Source organism: Amycolatopsis sp. CFH S0740 (assembly GCF_004522315.1).
GTDB classification, from domain to species: Bacteria; Actinomycetota; Actinomycetes; order Mycobacteriales; family Pseudonocardiaceae; genus Amycolatopsis; species Amycolatopsis nivea.
The window spans coordinates 14,515-32,207 of record NZ_SDLS01000015.1 but is presented as its reverse complement, the minus strand read 5'-3'; the positions used below and the strand labels follow the sequence as shown (position 1 = coordinate 32,207).

The 17,693-nt window shown below is 68.9% G+C and carries 16 protein-coding genes; 10 read left to right on the top strand and 6 right to left on the bottom strand.

The window, feature by feature from the left end; all coding sequences use genetic code 11:
• Positions 1-22 precede the first annotated feature (22 nt).
• Positions 23-1,147 (bottom strand): epoxide hydrolase family protein, encoded by a 1,125-nt coding sequence (locus tag EIZ45_RS24435; RefSeq protein ID WP_134663780.1) that lies wholly within the window; start codon positions 1,145-1,147, stop codon positions 23-25.
• Between the two features lie 45 nt (positions 1,148-1,192).
• Between EIZ45_RS24435 and EIZ45_RS24430 the strand changes: the two genes are divergently transcribed.
• The gene (locus EIZ45_RS24430) at positions 1,193-2,146 is read left to right on the top strand and encodes a YafY family protein (protein WP_134663779.1); all 954 of its coding nucleotides are present in this window, start codon (positions 1,193-1,195) and stop codon (positions 2,144-2,146) included.
• Here EIZ45_RS24430 and EIZ45_RS24425 read toward each other — a convergent pair whose 3' ends face one another.
• Both EIZ45_RS24425 and EIZ45_RS24420 read right to left on the bottom strand, forming a co-directional pair.
• Positions 2,147-2,551, bottom strand: a complete 405-nt coding sequence (locus EIZ45_RS24425; RefSeq protein ID WP_037807429.1) for a thioesterase family protein — start codon at positions 2,549-2,551, stop codon at positions 2,147-2,149.
• The gene (locus EIZ45_RS24420; protein ID WP_134663778.1) at positions 2,545-3,825 is read right to left on the bottom strand and encodes a hydroxyacid-oxoacid transhydrogenase; all 1,281 of its coding nucleotides are present in this window, start codon (positions 3,823-3,825) and stop codon (positions 2,545-2,547) included. The genes EIZ45_RS24425 and EIZ45_RS24420 overlap by 7 nt, the downstream gene beginning before the upstream one ends.
• A 124-nt stretch (positions 3,826-3,949) precedes the next feature.
• Here EIZ45_RS24420 and EIZ45_RS24415 point away from each other — a divergent pair, with 124 nt between their 5' ends.
• The 8 genes from EIZ45_RS24415 (at position 3,950) to EIZ45_RS24380 (ending at position 13,771) form a co-directional block, all read left to right on the top strand.
• Positions 3,950-5,593 carry a thiamine pyrophosphate-binding protein gene (locus EIZ45_RS24415; RefSeq protein WP_134663777.1) on the top strand — a complete coding sequence of 548 codons (1,644 nt, stop codon included), beginning with the start codon at positions 3,950-3,952 and terminating at the stop codon, positions 5,591-5,593.
• A 230-nt stretch (positions 5,594-5,823) separates the two neighbouring features.
• On the top strand, positions 5,824-6,165 hold the full coding sequence (locus tag EIZ45_RS24410) for a hypothetical protein (RefSeq protein WP_037807433.1): 342 nt from the start codon (positions 5,824-5,826) through the stop codon (positions 6,163-6,165).
• Positions 6,166-6,376: 211 nt separating this feature from the next.
• The gene (locus tag EIZ45_RS24405; RefSeq protein WP_009071749.1) at positions 6,377-6,580 is read left to right on the top strand and encodes a cold-shock protein; all 204 of its coding nucleotides are present in this window, start codon (positions 6,377-6,379) and stop codon (positions 6,578-6,580) included.
• Between the two features lie 182 nt (positions 6,581-6,762).
• Complete coding sequence (locus EIZ45_RS24400; protein ID WP_134663776.1) at positions 6,763-6,984, top strand: heavy-metal-associated domain-containing protein; 222 nt, start codon at positions 6,763-6,765, stop codon at positions 6,982-6,984.
• Between the two features lie 142 nt (positions 6,985-7,126).
• A complete protein-coding gene (locus tag EIZ45_RS24395; RefSeq protein ID WP_134663775.1) occupies positions 7,127-8,182 on the top strand; it encodes an ATP-NAD kinase family protein in 1,056 nt (351 codons plus the stop codon).
• Between the two features lie 91 nt (positions 8,183-8,273).
• Positions 8,274-9,662: a hypothetical protein gene (locus EIZ45_RS24390; protein ID WP_037807438.1), complete on the top strand. Its 1,389-nt coding sequence runs from the start codon at positions 8,274-8,276 to the stop codon at positions 9,660-9,662.
• Positions 9,663-9,691: 29 nt separating this feature from the next.
• Positions 9,692-10,627: a glutamate ABC transporter substrate-binding protein gene (locus tag EIZ45_RS24385; protein ID WP_134664131.1), complete on the top strand. Its 936-nt coding sequence runs from the start codon at positions 9,692-9,694 to the stop codon at positions 10,625-10,627.
• Between the two features lie 678 nt (positions 10,628-11,305).
• The gene (locus EIZ45_RS24380) at positions 11,306-13,771 is read left to right on the top strand and encodes a tetratricopeptide repeat protein (RefSeq protein ID WP_134664129.1); all 2,466 of its coding nucleotides are present in this window, start codon (positions 11,306-11,308) and stop codon (positions 13,769-13,771) included.
• A 383-nt stretch (positions 13,772-14,154) separates the two neighbouring features.
• Here EIZ45_RS24380 and EIZ45_RS24375 read toward each other — a convergent pair whose 3' ends face one another.
• Positions 14,155-14,733, bottom strand: coding sequence for a PaaI family thioesterase (locus EIZ45_RS24375; protein WP_167756544.1), 579 nt, complete (start codon positions 14,731-14,733; stop codon positions 14,155-14,157).
• A 204-nt stretch (positions 14,734-14,937) separates the two neighbouring features.
• Here EIZ45_RS24375 and EIZ45_RS24370 point away from each other — a divergent pair, with 204 nt between their 5' ends.
• Positions 14,938-16,296, top strand: coding sequence for an MFS transporter (locus tag EIZ45_RS24370; protein ID WP_134663774.1), 1,359 nt, complete (start codon positions 14,938-14,940; stop codon positions 16,294-16,296).
• Positions 16,297-16,639: 343 nt separating this feature from the next.
• Here the strand turns inward: EIZ45_RS24370 and EIZ45_RS24365 are convergent, their stop codons facing one another.
• Positions 16,640-17,140: a hypothetical protein gene (locus tag EIZ45_RS24365; protein ID WP_134663773.1), complete on the bottom strand. Its 501-nt coding sequence runs from the start codon at positions 17,138-17,140 to the stop codon at positions 16,640-16,642.
• Positions 17,141-17,145: 5 nt separating this feature from the next.
• Entirely contained in the window at positions 17,146-17,691 is a 546-nt protein-coding gene (locus EIZ45_RS24360; protein WP_037807444.1) for a SigE family RNA polymerase sigma factor, read from the bottom strand.
• Positions 17,692-17,693 lie beyond the last annotated feature (2 nt).

Sequence of the window (17,693 nt, the reverse complement as noted above, 5' to 3'; positions counted from 1 at the left end):
CTAGCGGGCAGCGCCCGGCCCCTCATCGGGGTGGGTACCCACCCCTAGCCTCACCGCCGCGAGCGGAGTCGAGACACGAAGACACGAACCGCGCGAGGTCTGCGGCGTAAGCCTCCGGCTGGTCCATCGCGATGAAGTGATGCCCAGCCGGATTGTCATCAGGCCAGTGGACGATCTCAGACTCCCTCGAGGCCAGCCGGCGGATCCCCGGCACTCCGCTGTACACCCCGGTCGGCGCGTCCTTCTGGCCTCGCGGCCAGGCGAACCCGGCGCTCGAGTAGTACGACCACGACGAGGTCCCGAAGGTCTCCGTGAACCAGTACACGCTCAGGTTCGTCAGGAACCCGTCCAGCATCTCGTCCAGTGCCCGGCCGCCACCGCCGAACTCGTGGAACTTCTGCGCCATCCACGCCAAAGCACCCACGGGAGAGTCGTTCCAGCCGTAAGCGAACGTCTGCGGTGCGGCGCGCAGCAGGGCATGGTGGTCGACGCCGTTCATCCAGTCCTGCGACATCATCTCGGTGAACGCCGCGCGCTCCGAAGAATCCAGGTCAGGCAGGTCGGCTTCGGTGGGAATCCCCAGGCCAGCGGTGATGTAGACGCCCAGCACCGGACCGACCCGGGCGACTTCGGGGGCTACGTAGGCACCGTAATCGCCGCCTTGGACGACGTAGTCGCGGTAGCCGAGGCGGCGCATCAACTCGGCCCATGCGCGGGCCACGCGAGTGGCATCCCAGCCTGGGCCGGGGGCGGAAGAGAAGCCGTAGCCGGGCAGGGACGGGACCACGACGTGGAAGTCCGAAAGGTGCTTGATCAGGTCCGCGAACTCGACGAAGGAGTTCGGCCAGCCATGCGTCAGCAGCAGCGGCGTGGCGGACGGTGCGGCGGACGGGACGTGCAAGAAGTGCAGGTCGACGCCGTCGATCTCCGTGTGGAACTGCGGGAATTCGTTCAACCGGGCCTCGTGGGCGCGCCAGTCGTAGCCGGTGGCCCAATAGGACGCGACCTCGCGCAGCCAGTCGACCGGGGCGCCGCGGTCCCAGCCGTCGCCGGGCAAGGGGGACGGCCAGCGGGTTTGGGTGAGCCGGGCGCGCAGGTCGGCGAGGGCGGCGTCGGAGATGTCGATGCGGAACGGGCGAATGGTCATGAGAAGGACGTTAGAGAGCATGTAGGGCAGGTATGGTCCTAGATCATGAGTGCGGCGCGGTTGTTGCAGTTGCTGTCCTTGTTGCAGGTGCCGAGGCAGTGGCCGGGCAGCGAGCTCGCGGAGCGGCTGGGCGTCGAGGGGCGCACGGTTCGCCGGGACATCGAGCGGCTGCGGGAGCTCGGGTATCCGGTCGAGGCGACGATGGGTGCGGAGGGCGGATATCGCCTGGTCGCGGGCAGTGCGATGCCGCCGTTGCTGCTGGACGACGAGGAGGCGGTCGCGATCGCGGTCGGGTTGCGGATGGCGTCGGGGCACGCGGTGACCGGGATTGACGAGGCGTCGGTGCGGGCGCTCACGAAGCTGGAGCGGGTCTTGCCGTCTCGATTAAGGCGCAGGGTGAGTGTGCTGAGCAAGGCGACGGTGCCGTTGCCGCTGAACGACGGGCCGCGGGTGGATCCGGAAGCGCTCACGGTCCTGGCCACGGCGATCGCCAACCGCGAGCGGCTGCGGTTCGGCTATCTCGCGAACGACGGCAAGGCGACGAAAAGGCTGGTCGAGCCGCATCATCTGGTGTCGTCCGGCCGGCGCTGGTACCTCCTGGCGTTCGACAGTGACCGCGACGACTGGCGGGTCTTCCGCGTCGATCGCATCGAGAAACTGCAGGCCATCGGGACCCGGTTCACCGCGAGAGACCTGCCTGCCAAGGACCCGGCGGAGTACGTGACCACGAAGCTGCATACCTCCCGCCCGACGCATCGCGCGGTGGTCACCGTGCACGCGCCGGCCGACGAAGTGGTGCGGATTTGGGGCGCGGCAAGCGAAGTGACCGCGGTGGACGATCGCACGTGTCGCGTCGTCAGCCCGGCCGACACCCTGGAGTGGCTGGCGTTCCGGCTGACCAGCCTCGGCCGCGAGTTCCAGGTGCACGAACCGCCGGAGCTGGCGGAGCACCTGCGCGAACTCGGCGGCCGGGCGTTGCGTGCGGTCAGTCCGGGGTGATCAAGCCAGCTCCGCCAGCGATTCCCGCAGCTTCCCGGTCACCTCGACCGGCCGCCGGGACTCGCGATCCACGAACACGTGCACGAAATGTCCTTCCGCCACCAAGGTTTCCGACGCCGTGTACATCCCGATCTCGTACCGCACGCTCGACCGCCCGAGGTGCGCCACTCGCAGGCCGATCCGCAGCGTGTCCGGGAACGAAACCGAGGCGTGGTAAGCACAACGCGATTCCACGCACAGCCCGATCACCGGCCCGGACTCGATGTCGAGGCCGCCGCGTTCGATCAGCCAGGTGTTGATGACGGTGTCCATCAACGAGTAATGCACGACGTTGTTCACATGGCCGTAGACGTCGTTGTCCTTCCAGCGCAACGGAACCGTCTGCCAATGCGGATAGTTCACCACAGCCGCACCGAATTCCGGAGAATCCCCGCCAGGTCCTCTTCGGACGGTGTGCGCGGCGCGGTGGCCAGCAAGCGTTGCTGTTTCAAGGTTCCCTCCACCAGGGAGTCCACATCGGACTCGCTATAGCCGACCGCGCCGATTCCGGCGGGCAGGCCGATCTCGCGCATCAGCATCGTCAGCACGGCGGGCAGGTGGTCGGCGAAGTCGCCGGACCATTCGAAATCCGGGGCCAGCAGCCGGGCGACGCGCTGGTGCCGCTCCGGGTTCGCGTCGAAGGTGAACCGGAACGCGGCGGGCGCGGTGAGCGAGACGGCCATGCCGTGCGGCACCATCGCTTCCTCGCCGGGGTAGCCGTCGGGGTGGAAATCCCGGACCTGCCCGGCGATCGGATACGCGTTGGCGTGCGGGATGTGCACGCCGGCGTTGCCGAACCCGAGCCCGGCGAACGTCGCGGCCAGCGCCATCGCTTCGCGCGCGGCCATGTCGTCGCCGTCGCGCACTGCGGCGGGCAGCGCCCACGACAGCAGTTCCAGCGACTTCTCCGCGAACATGTCCGCCAGCGGATTCGACCCGCAGTAGGGCACCCGCTCCTCGGGCCGCTTCCGGCCGAACTCGGTGTAGGGCTTGGCGGTGTAGCTCTCCGCGGCGTGGCAGAGGATGTCCATCCCGCTCGCCGCAGTGACCCCGGCCGGCTGGCTGACCGTGAGCCGCGGGTCCACGACCGCGAGCGTCGGGCGCAGCCGCAGGTGGCTGATCCCGCTCTTCACCCGCAGCGACAGCACGTCCAGCACGCACACCGTGGTGCTTTCCGATCCGGTCCCGGTCGTAGTCGGCACCGCGACCAGCGGCTTGAGCGGGTTCGCCGGCGCGCGGCCGCCGCCGACCGGCGCGTTGACGTAGTCCATCAGCTCGCCGTCGTTGCTGGTCAGCAGGTTGGCGGCCTTCGCGGTGTCGATGCTGGATCCGCCGCCGACCGCCACGAACGCGTCGTACGGGCCGGTGCCGCGAGCGAAGTCCACTGCCTTCTGCATGCTGACGTCGGTGGGCTCGACGTGCACGCCGTCGAAGGTTTCGGCCGCGATCCGGTAGCCGCGGATGCCTTCGGCGATCCGCTCCGGCCAGCCGGTCGCCGCGACGACCGGGTCGGTCACCACCAGGACGCGCCGGGCGCCGAACTGGGCAAGATCGTATCCGATCTCGTCGCTCGAGCCGGTTCCGTATTTGAGCGCCGGAGCCCCATAAGTGAAAACAGTCTCATGTTCGGCGGATGTCACGACGGCGTCCTCCCAACTGGTGGGCAGCCCGATCCGGCAATTGGCACAATCCCGCGGCGAGTTGTTCAAGATCACTTGACGCCGGTTCACGGTGCCGCCCTAAGCTCTCCTCATTAGATACCAAGTGGGAACCACCGTCGCGCAAACGGCCGTACGCGTCTTGAACGAGGCCCGGGTCCGCCGGGTGTACGCGGTCGTCGGCGAGTCGTTCCTGGAATTGCTCGACGCGCTGCGCCGCGAGCGCGATGTCACGCTCGTTTCGGCCCGCCACGATTCGGGCGCCGCCTTCATGGCCGAGGCCGAGGGCAAGCTCACCGAACGCCCCGCCGTGCTGCTCGCGAGCCGCGGTCCGAGCGCCGCCGCGCTGGTCATGGGCGTGCAGACGGCGTATCAGGACGAGACGCCGATGGTGGTGCTGCTCGAAACCCCCGCGCTCGATCCGGTGCTCACCGGCGAGGTGCCGACGTCCGATTCGACCGGGATGTTCGAATCGATCGCCAAATGGTGCGTCCGCGCGGACGATCCCGACGACGTGCCGCATCTGCTCGCCGAAGGTCTCGCGCGGTGCCGCGAAGGACGGCCGGGCCCGGTCGTGATCGGCGTGCCGAGCGACGCGTGGGGCGTCCCGTACGACTCGGCCAAACCGGTGGCGAAGGTGCGCCCGCCTGCCACCGGAACGCTGGGCCGTTCGGCGGAAGCGGTAGCCGGGCTGGTGGACGAAGCGCGTTACCCGGTGGTCATCGTCGGCGGGCGGGCACGGTCGGCGCGGGACGAGCTGATCGCGGTGGCCGACGAGCTGGCGCTGCCGGTGTACAACGCTTTCCGCCGCCAGGACGCGTTCCCGGAGAACCACGCGCGCTACGCCGGGCACCTCGGCCTCGGCATCCCCGCGCGCCAGCTCGACGCGCTCGAACGAGCCGACCTCGTGCTCGCGCTCGGCACCCAACTCGACGAAGTCACGACACAGGGCTCCCGCTATCCGACTCCGCAGCAGACGCTTGTCCTTGTCGGCACTGGCATCGACGAGCAGCGCCGTCGCGGCCTGACGTTCCGTGTGGACACTGAGGTCGAGCCGTTCCTGAAGGAGCTGCGCGCGATCGCTTCGCCGCGTACGCGCAGAGCATCAGCGGCGAACGCTGCCGTGCACACCTTTATGACGCCGCCGAACACAAGCAACAACACGCGCGTACATCCAGTCGACGTCGTGCGCGCGTTGCGAAAGCTCGCGCCCGAGGACACCATCGTCACCAGCGACGCCGGCAACTTCGCGCAGTTCATGCACCGCTACTGGTGCTTCACCGCTCCGCGCAGCCAGCTCGGTCCGAGCAACGCAGCGATGGGGTACGCGGTGCCTGCGGCCGTAGCGGCCAAGCTCGCCGAACCGCGACGCGCTGTGGTCGCGATGGTCGGCGACGCGGGCACGCTCATGACAGGGCAAGAGATCGAGACCGCTGTGCGCTACCGCGCGCCAGTGATGGTGGTCGTGTTCCAGAACGGCTTGCACGGTCCCCTCGCGATGCATCAGGCGCGTACGCACGGACGGCTGTCCGGAGTGACCATCCCGCTGACTGACTTCGCGTCGTGGGCGCGCGGGCTCGGCGCGGCCGGGTACACGGTGGACGATCGCGAGCGGCTCGAACCGATCATCGCGAGCGCGCTCGTCCGGCAGCGGCCGTGCGTCATCGACGTCCGGACGGACCCGGACGTCGTGACCCCCGACGTGCGGCTGAGCACGCTTCTCGGAGCCCCGCGTCCTTCCGGGACCTGAAATCTTCCTGAGAACACAGGGAAACGCCGGGAATGTTCGGTAGCTGGCGGGGGTTGGCTCAGGTAACCTGACGGTGTTCCCGGGGTTCGGCATCCGGACCCGGTTCGCCCCGCGAGGTTCGCTGGCGTTCGGTTGGGGAAATTCCCGGGTGGACACGTTCCCCGGCTCGGTTCGCGGCCATTCGGCGCGTTTCAGGGGTGGGGACAACCGGTTTCGGCCGGATTTTGTCGGTGCCGGATGGCACCATCGCGGTCATCGCCCCGCTTGCCGCGGGGAAGGAACGAGGGGAGTTCGTCATGGCCGACGAAAAGGACGGGAAATCCCGTACCGCCGCGGCGACGGCTCGCGGCCGGGCCCGGTCCGCGCGGGCCGGTGCGCTGGTGTCGGTAGTGCGCGAGGAGCCGGAACAGGGCCAGGCCGTCGAGGTGCCTGCCCAGACCCGGTCCGGGGTGGTTCCGGTGCTGTTCAGCGCCAGTGCGGAAGCCCACGACGTAGCCGTGGTCGCGCCTGATCAGGGCGCTGACTGGCGCTCGCCGTTCGGTGCGCCGCTCCGCCACGCCAGCGGGGAGTGACCCGGCTTCGCGAACTGGGGTGAGTCGGCTTGTCCGCGCCCGCTCCGCTGTGCTTTACTTTAGTTGGTCTCGATTTTTGTGTTCGTGGTAAAGCACGCTCGCAGAACTCAGCGGGCGTGGGCCTCCTCTCTGGGGAACGCATCTCGCCCGTGTCTGGGCCCAGGACGTCGGTCGGCTTCCTGTTTTGGTGTTATGTATGGAGATTGTTTAGATGACTGAGGGCACCGTGAAGTGGTTCAACTCCGAGAAGGGGTTCGGCTTCATCACTCCCGACAACGGCGGCGGCGACGTCTTCGTGCACTACAGCGAGATCCAGGGCAACGGTTTCCGTACCCTCGAGGAGAACGCTCGCGTGCAGTTCGAGATCGGCCAGGGCCAGAAGGGCCCGCAGGCCACGTCGGTCAGCCTGATCTGACCTGCGTCTAATCGCTAAGTCGCCACCACTCCCGGTTGCGGGGGTGGTGGCTTCTTTCGTCTCTGCCGCCGAGCGCTCGTCCCACCATGCGGATTGTCTTGCCGGACAAGGCTTTGCCTGCCGGACCGGCCATTGTGGATCACCCGATCGTGGGCTGTCCAGATGCTCGTAGGCTCGCGGGCATGAGCGAAAACACCTACCTCGTCACCGGCATGTCCTGCGGCCACTGCGCGCAGTCGGTCACCGAGGAACTGACCGAGGTGCCCGGGGTCGAGAACGTGACCGTCGACGTCGAAACCGGGCACGTGACGGTCCGCAGCGCCGAAACCCTTGACGAGACCGCCGTCCGCGCCGCGGTCGAAGAAGCCGGGTATACCTACGAAGGGCTTGCTTCTCTCGTTTGAACGACCGGTAGCCGCGCGGGAACCCAGGGTAGGCTCTGGCCGGCGTGGAGGCACGGCCGATGCAACGTCCGTGCAACCCTTTCCTCCGCGTGACCGGACGCGTGTGCTGGTCCCCTGGCGGCAGTGGACTGAGGGGTGCTCGATGGGGGTAGTCGTTGCGGGGATCGTGGCGAACCCGGCGTCCGGTCAGGACATCCGAAGACTCGTCACGCAGGCGTCGGCCGTCCCGGTCGAGGAGAAGGCCAACCTGGTGCGCCGGCTGCTGTCGGCATTCGCGGTGACCGGCGTCGAGCGTGCCCTGCTGTCCACTGACCTCAGCGGTATCTCCGCCGCCGTGCTGCGCGACCTCGGCCGCGAGCCGCTGCCCCGCGTGGAGTTCTGCGACGAGGACACCCTCACCGGCACCGCGCAGGACACCATCAACGCAGTGCGCCGGATGGTCGAGGCCGGAGCGGGCGTGATTGTGTGCCTCGGCGGTGACGGCACCGCTCGGGTCGCCGCGAAGGCGTGCGGTGACGTCCCGCTGCTCGCGCTGCCGACTGGCACCAACAACGCGTTTCCGCAGGCCGGCGAGGCCACTGTGGCCGGGCTCGCCGCCGGGATGGTCGCGAGCGGCCAGGTCGACGCCGACCTCGTCACCCAGCGCGTCAGCATGCTCGAGGTCGTCACCAAGAACCGTCGCGAGATCGCGCTCGTGGATGTCGCGGTCTCGATGAACAAACACGTCGGCGCGAAGGCGCTCTGGGATCCGACCGCGCTCACTGAGCTGTACTGCACCTTCGCCGAGCCGGACGGCATTGGCCTGTCGAGCATCGCCGGACAGCTGTGTCCGAGCTCTCGTTCCAGTGCGGACGGTGTGGCGCTGCAGCTTGGCCCGGTCGACAGTTCCGCGTACGTGGTGCACGCCGCGATCGCGCCCGGCGTGGTGCGTCCAGTCGGCGTACGTGGCTGGGGAGTGCTGCGTCCGGGCGTACGCGTGGACCTTGCCGCAGGTGGCGGCGTTATCGCGGTAGACGGAGAACGCGAACTGGAACTAAAGAACGGCGAAGGAGCGTACGTCGAACTGCGCGCCGACGGCCCGTGGTGCGTCGACGTACGCGCGGCAATGGCCGAAGCGGCAACCCAGGGGTTGCTACGCAGTACCGCTACGAGCGGAACCGTCGAGAAAGGCCGAAGCCGCGGTCAGTGCGCTGGCTGAGATCACGTGCAGGTGACACCTTCCGGGTGTCGTTCGCTGCGCCTCGCCCGACCGGCTACCTTCTGCGAGTGGCACACGGGGAGGATCGGGGATGAGCAGCACTGCGACGCGGCCGGAAACGACTGCCGAGCCCCCACCGGAGAAATTTCGGGGCCGCAGCGGAATCGCCGGGCTGCTGGACCTGCCCGGGCAGGCGGTGCGCGCGGTCGTCAGATCCACGACCACCACGCCCGGCAAGCTTTCGCTGATCGCGGTCGCGCTGGTGCTGCTTTCGCTGGTGGCCGGGCTCGTGGGCGTGTTGTCGGTGAAGGACAAGGACAACACCATCAACGGCCTGATCGACCACCGCGAACCTCTCGCGGCGGCCGCGCAGCAGGTGTTCCGCTCGCTGTCGGACGCGGACGCGACCGCGGCCAGCGCTTTTCTTTCCGTCGGCACCGAACCGCCCGCGCTGCGGAAGCGGTACGAGCAGGACATCGCCGAAGCGGGATCCGCGCTCGCCCGCGCGGCGTCCGACACCACTGACGTCGGCACCGCCGCCCACCAGGTGGACATCCTGAACCAGAAGGTCCCGGTCTACACCGGGATCGTCGAGACCGCGCGCGCGAACAACCGGCAGGGTTTCCCGTCCGGCGCTTCGTATCTGCGCGAGGCCTCGCAGCTGATGCGCACGACGATCCTGCCCGCCGCGGACGAGCTCTACAAGGCGCACACGCAGAAGCTCACCGGCGAGCAGGACAGCAGCAGCGACGTGCCGTGGGTGGCGGTCGCGCTGGTCGTCGTTCTCCTCGCGGCGCTCGTGGCCGCACAGATCTACCTGACCCGGCGGACGAACCGGGTGCTGAACATCGGGTTGCTCGTCGCCACCGGCTGCATCGTGCTGTCGCTGCTGTGGGGCGCGGTCGCGCTCGTCGTGCAGGGCAGTCTCGTCGCGACCGGGCGCACCGACGGCACGTCGCAGGTCGACATCCTGGTTCGCGCCCGGATCTACGCGCTGCAGGCCCGCGCGGACGAAACCCTGACGCTGGTCGCGCGCGGCGACGGCGGCGCGTACGAGCAGCAGTTCATCAAGCTGGCCGAGAAGCTCGTCGGTGCAGACGGCAAGGGCGGCCTGCTCGGCGACGCGCGCGGCCTCGCCTCCGGCACCGCAGGCGAGCAGAAGATCGAAGCGGCGGAACAGGCCGCGCGCGAATGGTCGCTGGCCCACCTTCAGGTCCGCCGCCTCGACGACGGCGGGCAGTACCAGGAAGCCGTCGACTTCGCGACGAGCGTGAGCCCGAACAGCGCCGCCGCCGCGTTCGCGCGGCTCGACACAAACCTCCAGGCCGCGATCGACGTCTGCCGGCAGGAATTCCTCGACAGCACCAGATCCGGCGACAACGCGCTCACCGCGCTCGCGGCGGGCGTCGGGGTGCTGGCGGTGCTCGCGGCGGGCGGCATCACAGTCGGCGTGCGAGAGAGACTGAGGGAGTACCGGTGATCCGGTCGCGGCACTTCGTCCGGACTGCCGTGCTCGCGGTGGTCGCGGTTCTCGCCGCCGCCTGCGGGACGGCGGTCCAGCCGATGGAGGCCGCGCCGGTCACTGACGCGGCCTGGCCCGCCCCGGCGGGCGTCGGCGGCCCGGACGCCGCGGCCGGCGGCGATTCCGACACCAGCTGCAACCCGCTCGCCAGCCTCGCGCCGAATGGTCTGGACACCTCCGGGCCGAGCCTGCAGAAGATCAAACAACGCGGGAAGCTCATCGCGGGCGTCGACCAGACGACCTATCTGTTCGGCTTCCGGAATCCGAAGACCGGCAAGCTCGAGGGCTTCGACATCGACCTGGTCAACGAGATCGCCAAGGTGATTTTCGGCAGTTCCGAGGGTCACGTGCAGTACCGGGCGATCACGTCGTCGCAGCGCGAGAACGTGCTCAAGGAACACCAGGTCGATGTGGTGGTCCGGACCTACAGCATCACCTGCGCGCGTCGGAAGCAGGTGCAGTTCTCGTCGGTGTACTACGTGGCCGGGCAGAAGATCCTGGTGCCGAAGTCGTCCAACGCGCAGTCGCTGACCGACCTCGCCGGGAAACGCGTGTGCGCGGCGGCGAAGTCGACCTCGCTCGCGAAGATCGCCACCGACCCGGCCAAACCGGTCGCGGTGTCGGTGCCGAACTGGTCGGATTGCCTCGTGATGCTGCAGCAGGGCCAGGTCGACGCGGTGTCCACCGACGACACGATCCTGGCGGGCATGGCCGCGCAGGACCCGACGGTGAAGGTCGCGGGCGATCCGATGACACAGGAGAATTACGGCGTCGGGGTCCCGAAGGACGAGGAGGACCTGGTCCGCTTCGTGAACGCGGTGCTGGACAAGATCCGCGGCGACGGCACTTGGGCGAGCAGTTACCAGAACTGGGTCGGCGCCCGGCTGGGGCCGGCGAACCCGCCGTCCCCGCAGTACGGGTGACCTGGCCAGTCGCGCTGCGTGAGTTGTACTTTTTGAGCGGCAGGTTTGCCGCGGGGAGCTCGGGAGGTAGTTGTGTCGGAGGAGGCGCGCCGTCCTCGGCACGCAGCACCGGAGGGGGACGGCGACGAGGCGAAGGCCGCGGACCAGCCGTCCGGGCGGGGCGAGGCGGCCGACGCTTCGTGGACCCCGCCGCCGCCCGTGCGCTGGGACACCCCGGAACCGTCGGTGTCCGGGCGGCTGAACCCTCAGGCCGATCCGGACGCGGAGACGTTGATCAACGCACCGGTGCAGCGTCCGCAGGGCGGGCAGCAGGCTCAGTCGGCTCAGCGGGGCGGTCAGCCGGGCCAGCCGGGACAGGTCGCGCCGGCGGGCCAGCCCGCTCAGCCGGGTCAGGCGCAGCCGGGGCAGGCCGGGCAGCAGCCGCGGACGCAGGGCCGTCCGGCTCCGCGCGGGGGCCAGCCGATGCCGCCGCAGGGCCGTCCGCAGGGGCAGCCGCCGTCGCAAGGCCAGCCGTACCCGGGACAGCCCGCGCCGCCGTCGCAGGGGCAGCCCTATCCGCCGCAATCGCGCACCGGACAGCGACCGGCCCCGCCGAACCATCCGCAGCAAGCGCAGGGGAACCGCCCGTCGCGTCCGCCGGAGAACCGCGCCACCGGACCGAACTCCGGCCCGATCCCGATGGGCGCCGCGGCGCAGGGCAAGCCCCCGGCTGACGGCGGCGACGCCCCCACGCGTCCGCCGGGCGACCTCGCGCCGGCGATCCTGCCGCAGTCGAACCAGCCGGTCGCCCCCGTTGACCCGGCCGCGCCGATGCCGACCAGCGTGCTCGCCAGCCCGACGCCGCACACCCAGAGCATCATGCCGCCGACCCCGCGGGTTGCTCCCGCCGACGGCGGCCCGCTGCCCGACCACGGCACGGACAGCGTCCTGCCGTCGGGCGGCAGCGAAGGCCACGGCACCGGCACCCACGGTTCGCAGGGCTCGCAAGGCACCGGTACCGGCACAGGCACGGGTTCGTTCCCCGGCACCTCCCGGCGCACCGGCTCGCGCGGCACCCGCCGCTCCCGGCGCGGACGGCTCGGCGCGGGGCTCATCGACGTGCCTCCGGTGCCGTATCGCGATCCGTCGACCGCGGTGCTGGCCAACCCGGTCGTGGCCGAGGACAAGCGGTTCTGCGGCAACTGCAGCGCGAAGGTCGGCCGCGGCAAGGACGGTCAGCCGGGCGAGCCCGAGGGCACCTGCGAGAAGTGCGGCACGCCGTTCTCGTTCATCGCGAAGCTGAAGGCGCACGAGGTCGTCGGCGGCCAGTACGAGGTGCTCGGCGCGCTCGCCTACGGCGGTCTCGGCTGGATCTACCTGGCCAAGGACCACAACGTGTCCGACCGCTGGGTCGTGCTGAAGGGCCTGATCGACACCGGCGACTCCACCGCGATGGCCGCCGCGGCGAACGAGCAGCGGTTCCTCGCCGAGGTCGAGCACCCGAACATCGTCAAGATCCACAACTTCGTGCAGCATCCGGACGCGCAGACCGGCAACACCGTCGGTTACATCGTCATGGAGTACGTCGGCGGCCAGTCGCTGCGCCAGCTCGCGCTGCAGCACCACCGGGAAAGCAACCGGCCGGAGCCGCTGCCGATCGGCCAGGTCATCGCGTACGGCCTGGAAATCCTGCCCGCGCTCGGCTACCTGCACGGCCAGGGCCTGCTGTACTGCGACCTCAAGCCGGACAACGTCATCCAGACCCGCGAGCAGCTCAAGCTGATCGACCTCGGCGCGGTGCGGCGGATCGACGACTACGAGAGCCCGCTGTTCTTCACCACCGGCTACAGCGCGCCCGAGCTGGCGTCACAGGGCGCGTCGGTGTCCTCGGACCTGTACACGGTCGGCCGGACGCTCGCCGTGCTGAGCTTCGAGTTCGCCGGCTACACCCGCGAGTTCAAGAACACGCTGCCCGGACCGGACGCGGTGCCGTTGTTCGCGCTTTTCGGGTCGTACTACCGGTTCCTGAAGCGGGCCACGCATGCCGATCCGGACCGCCGGTTCATCGCTGCTGACGACATGGCCGACCAGCTGACCGGGGTTCTGCGCGAGATCATGGCGCTCGGCACCGGTCAGCCGCGGCCCGCCGCGTCGACGGTGTTCGGGCCGGAGAGCCGGACGTTCGGTGTCCATCTCGTGGTGCCCGAGCAGGGCGAGCGGGTGCCGTTGCCGGACGCGGCCGAGGTCGTTGCCGGGCTGCCGATTCCGCAGGTCGACACGGATGACCCGGCTGCTGGTGTGCTGGCTACGACGACCGCGCTTGATCCGCACGAGGCGATCGAGGCGCTGGCTACCGCGCCGCGCGAGTCGATCGAGGTGCGGCTGCGGATTGTGCGTGCCCGGATCGAGCTGGGCGAGTTCGTGGAGGCGCAGCGGCAGTTGCAGGCCGCGCAGTATTTGGCGATCCGGCACGGGTTCCCGCATGACTGGCGGATTGACTGGTACCGCGGGTTGATCGAGCTGGCCGGTGGTCGGCCGCGGGTCGCGCATGTGGCGTTTGACGCCGTTTACGACGACCTGCCGGGGGAGATCGCGCCGAAGCTGGCGCTGGCGGTTAGTGCTGAGGGCGTGGGGGATTACTTCGGTGCTGCTCGGTTCTATGAGCTGGTTTGGCGGACGGACCGGACTTATGTGAGTGCTGCGTTCGGGCTTGCGCGGGTGTATTTGGCGCAGGGGGCGCGGGAGAGTGCGGTGGAGGTGCTGGAAGGGGTTCCGGCTACTTCGACGCATTATGTGGATGCGCAGGTCGCGGCTATCAAGATCAAGACTCGGGCGCAAGGTGTGGGTACCGGGGAGCATCCGACTGTGACCGAGGGCGATCTTGTGGACGCTTCTGGGCGGTTGCAGCGGCTGAATCTTGATGCTGAGCGGCATACGCGGCTTAGTGCTGAGGTGCTTGAGGCGGCTTATGACTGGCTGAAGGTGCCTGGGCAGGCTAAGCCGGTTACTGCTGCGAAGGTGCTCGGGTGTGAGCTGGAGGAGCGGGACGTCCGGTTCGGGCTGGAGCGGTGTTATCGGTCGTTGGCTCGGTTGACGGATGACGCTGGTGATCGGATTGCGTTGGTGGATCGGGCTAATGCTATTCGGCCTCGGACGCTTACCTGAGTTTCGGCTCGTCGCCTGGCGGCGACATTGCGCACGCCGTGGTTGCGTGGGGCACCCCGAAGGTTGATTGTGCAGGGGAGCTTCGTATCGGGGTTGGGGGAGGGCTGGGTGCCTCGCTCGTCGGGTGCATCGGCTGCGGTTTGGGGTTGAGTGCCTCGATGGTTGGGTGCATCGGCTGCGGTTTGGGCGGGGGTTAGCGCCCCAATGTGGCATTGGGTGCGTTGGATGCACCCAATGTGGCGTTCGGTGCGTGGGATGCACCCAATGCCGCATTGGGGCGGCATCCCGGGCGGGCGGCGGCTGGTCGTGAGGGGAACCCTGACGGAATCAGAGTCAATGAGGGTGGCCCTCACGAACCGCGGGAGGGGCGCAAAGCAGCTGGATCAGGGGTTGATGTCCCACTCGCGTTTGTTGCGTCGGTGCTGCTCGGCTAGCTTCTCCAACGCCTGCGGGTCGCCGTGGGTGCTGAAGTGCTCGAAGCCTACTGCGATGAAGACTGCTCGGGCGTTCACCGCGATGGGGCCGTCCGTGGCGTCCAGGTGGCCGTCTGCGCTGACGTAGATCTTGCGGCCTGCGACTCCGTCCAGCCGGGCCTTGATGTACAGCGTCGAACCGACCGGTACTGGGCGGCGGAAGTCCGTCTCCAGTTTTCCCGTTACCGCGGGGCGGTGCAGCAGGTTGCCGACAGTCGAGCCGAGTGCCTCGTCGAAGGCGCAGGCCAGCAGGCCGCCGTGGGCGAGTCCGGGGGCGCCTTGATGGGCCGACGTCACGGTGAACTTCGAGTGCACCGTGTAGCCCTCGCCGATGGCTGAGCGGAGGTGCAGGCCGTCGTCTACCTCGTCGCCGCAGCCGAAGCATTCGGCGAAGTGGGCGCCTAGTTCGGTGCCGGGGGCGGGGGCCTTCGGGTGGATCTCCGGCGGCTCCACCGGCACCGGCGGCCACGGGCCGGAAACAGGACTCATGGGACGACGTTAACCCGGCGGAAGGACCCGTCGGCACCCGCCCTGACCGGCGCGGGCGCATTTCCTAAGCGCAGGGTAGTCGGAAAATTCCGCACGGTAGAAATTTCGCGACTCACCCTGCCAGCTTGGTTCAACAGGTCAAGACTGGGGAAATGTGCTCCAACGGATGGACCGGGACGTGTGCAGGAGGAGGTCACCGCCGGGATGAGTGAGCCAAAGACGGGGAAACCCGAGGTCGATCAGAGAACAGTCAAACGCGCGGTGATCGCGTCCGCGATGGGTAATGCGACCGAGTGGTACGACTACGGCGTATTCACCTCGGGCGCGATCGCGACGAGTATCGGGACACTGTTCTTCCCCGGCGAGGGCAACGCGGTGCTGAAATCGCTTGCCCTGCTGGCCGTCGGCTTCATCGTACGACCGTTCGGCGGAGCGTTCTTCGGCCCATTGGGGGACAAGCTCGGCAGGCAGAAGGTTCTCGCGCTCACCATTCTGCTGATGTCCGGCTGCACCTTCCTGGTCGGCGTGCTGCCGACGTACTCAGGCGGCTACAGCATGGGCATCGCGGCGCCGATCGCGATCCTGCTGCTGCGCCTCATTCAGGGCTTCTCCACCGGCGGCGAGTACGGCGGCGCGGCGACGTTCATCGCGGAATACGCGCCGACGAAACGGCGCGGTTTCTTCGGTTCGTTCCTGGAGATGGGCACGCTCGCCGGTTACGTGCTCGGCAACTCGGTCGTGCTGATCACTTACCTGTCGCTGTCGACCGAGCAGTTCGACTCGTGGGGCTGGCGGATTCCGTTCTTCATCGCGCTTCCGATCGGTGCGATCGGTCTGTACCTGCGGTCGAAGCTCGAGGACACGCCTGAGTTCCGCAGGCTCGAGGCGGCGGGCGAGAAGTCGGAGAAGGCTCCGCTCAAGGAGACCATCCAGCGCAACTGGCGGATGATCCTGAACCTGATCGGGATCGTGCTGCTGCTGAACATCGCCGACTACATGCTGCTCACGACGATGCCGACGTATTTCACCGACACCTTGAAGATCGGCGACACCGAGTCCAGCCTGATCATCATCGGGGTGGAAATCGTGCAGTTCGCGCTGCTGATCCCGCTGGGCGCGCTGTCCGACCGGATCGGCCGGAAACCCTTGCTGCTCACCGCGGCCATCGGGTTCATCGTGCTGAGCTGGCCCAGCATCAAGCTGATGCAGAGCGGCAGCCTGCTGTGGCTGATCGTCGGCTTCCTGGTCGTGGCGATCCTGCTGGCGCTGATGCTGGCGGTCATCGGCTCGACGTTCCCGGCGATGTTCCCGACGCGCGTGCGGTACGGCTCGTTCGCGATCGGCTACAACATCTCGACGTCGCTGTTCGGCGGCACCTGCGGCGTGATCGTCACGGCGTTGATCGGCAGCACCGGCAACGCGGACTGGCCGGCGTACTACTTGATCATCGCCGCGCTCATCGCGCTGGTCCCGATCATCAAGATCCCGGAGACGGCACGCGTGCCGATCGAGGAGATCGACACGGCGGACCACGGCGGCAAGCTCGCCGGCGCCAGCAAGTAAGCGAAACGAAAACCGCCCTCCGTCCATTGCGGACAGAGGGCGGTTTTCGCGTCCAAGTCAGCTGTTCTGCGTCGCCTCGACCGCCTGCGGAGCGAAGCGCTTGCGGGCCCAAGCTGCCAGGCCACCGGCGACCACGACGGCAACAACGGTTTCGATCATCAGTGCAACGAGCACCATGGTGCTTCCTCCTCAGGTTCTCGGGCCGGCCAATCCTGTGCCGGCTGAGCGACTGGTTCGACGGCCGCTCCGGCCGCCACTGAGAACATCGCCCCGAAAGCCCGGGATATTTCGTCGAAAACCCACTTGATCTGGTGACGTCGGCCACTCTTGCCGCGAAAGCGTTTCAGCCGGAGGTTGAGCTGGGTAACGAGGTGCTTCCCGCAGGTGAACGCATGGACGCGGGTACCCGGTCGGTCGTGGTCGGATACGCCCGCGGCGGTGCGGGCGCCCGCGACGTGCCCGCCCGCGGACCGGACGGCTCCACCGGCGGTTGCCGGTCCGGCGAGCCAGGGCTCACCTCTGGACCGGGCGTCGGCACCTGGGCCGGACCCGACGGGACCTTCTTCGGCGCGACCGGACTGGACGGGGCGGGCGAGACGGTGGCCAGTCCCGGCCCGGCAGGCATCACCGGCGGCTGTTCGGTCCCGCGGCTGCCCACCGCGAGACCGGCCACCACGAGCACCGCGACCGTCGCGGCGGAGCTGCCCGCGACCGCCCAGCGCTTGCGCTTGCGGCGGACGGCAGCACCGCGCACGATCACGTCCGCGGCGTCGACCTGCAGGGGCGGGCCGTCCGGCGTCCGTGCGAACAGCGCGCGCACATCGTCGGCATCATCGGAGACCATCTCGTTCACCTCCCTCCAGGGACGGGCAGTGCCTCGAAATGCGGGCCCAGCCGGGTCCGCAGGGTAGCCAGACCGCGCGCGGCCTGGCTTTTCACTGTGCCGGTCCGGCAGCCGAGCGCCGCGGCGGTCTCCTCGACGGACAGGTCCTCGAAGTACCGCAGCACCAGCACCGCGCGCTGGCGCGGGGCCAACGCGGCGAGTGCCTGCTGGATCAGCTGGTCGTGCTCAGTCTCGGCGGCAGGAGCCGGGACGTCGGGTGGTGCGTCGGTGAGCCGCTCCCGTTTCCAGCGGCTGCGGCGGTTTTCCGCGAGGAAAGTGCGCAGCACGATTTTGCGCGCGTAGGCGTCGAGCGCGTCGTGCCGGGCCAGCCGCGGCCAGGCGAGGTACAGCTTGAGCAGCGCCGCCTGTGCGAGATCTTCGGCCCGGTGCCAGTCCCCGCAAAGGAGGTAGGCGGTGGACCGCAGGCTGTGCGCGCGCTCGCCGAAGTACCGGGCGAACTCGCCGTCCCACGGCGAGCTCTGCCCGGACGCCGGACGGGAGCGGGAGGGCACCG

Excerpts from the sequence above, each read along its gene's own strand:
- EIZ45_RS24435 (WP_134663780.1), bottom strand. The coding sequence starts at position 1,147 with ATGACCATTCGCCCGTTCCGCATCGACATCTCCGACGCCGCCCTCGCC.
- EIZ45_RS24430 (WP_134663779.1), top strand. The coding sequence starts at position 1,193 with ATGAGTGCGGCGCGGTTGTTGCAGTTGCTGTCCTTGTTGCAGGTGCCG.
- EIZ45_RS24405 (WP_009071749.1), top strand. The coding sequence starts at position 6,377 with ATGACTGAGGGCACCGTGAAGTGGTTCAACTCCGAGAAGGGGTTCGGC.
- EIZ45_RS24400 (WP_134663776.1), top strand. The coding sequence starts at position 6,763 with ATGAGCGAAAACACCTACCTCGTCACCGGCATGTCCTGCGGCCACTGC.
- EIZ45_RS24395 (WP_134663775.1), top strand. The coding sequence starts at position 7,127 with ATGGGGGTAGTCGTTGCGGGGATCGTGGCGAACCCGGCGTCCGGTCAG.
- EIZ45_RS24390 (WP_037807438.1), top strand. The coding sequence starts at position 8,274 with ATGAGCAGCACTGCGACGCGGCCGGAAACGACTGCCGAGCCCCCACCG.
- EIZ45_RS24380 (WP_134664129.1), top strand. The coding sequence starts at position 11,306 with ATGGGCGCCGCGGCGCAGGGCAAGCCCCCGGCTGACGGCGGCGACGCC.
- EIZ45_RS24375 (WP_167756544.1), bottom strand. The coding sequence starts at position 14,733 with ATGAGTCCTGTTTCCGGCCCGTGGCCGCCGGTGCCGGTGGAGCCGCCG.
- EIZ45_RS24370 (WP_134663774.1), top strand. The coding sequence starts at position 14,938 with ATGAGTGAGCCAAAGACGGGGAAACCCGAGGTCGATCAGAGAACAGTC.
- EIZ45_RS24365 (WP_134663773.1), bottom strand. The coding sequence starts at position 17,140 with ATGGTCTCCGATGATGCCGACGATGTGCGCGCGCTGTTCGCACGGACG.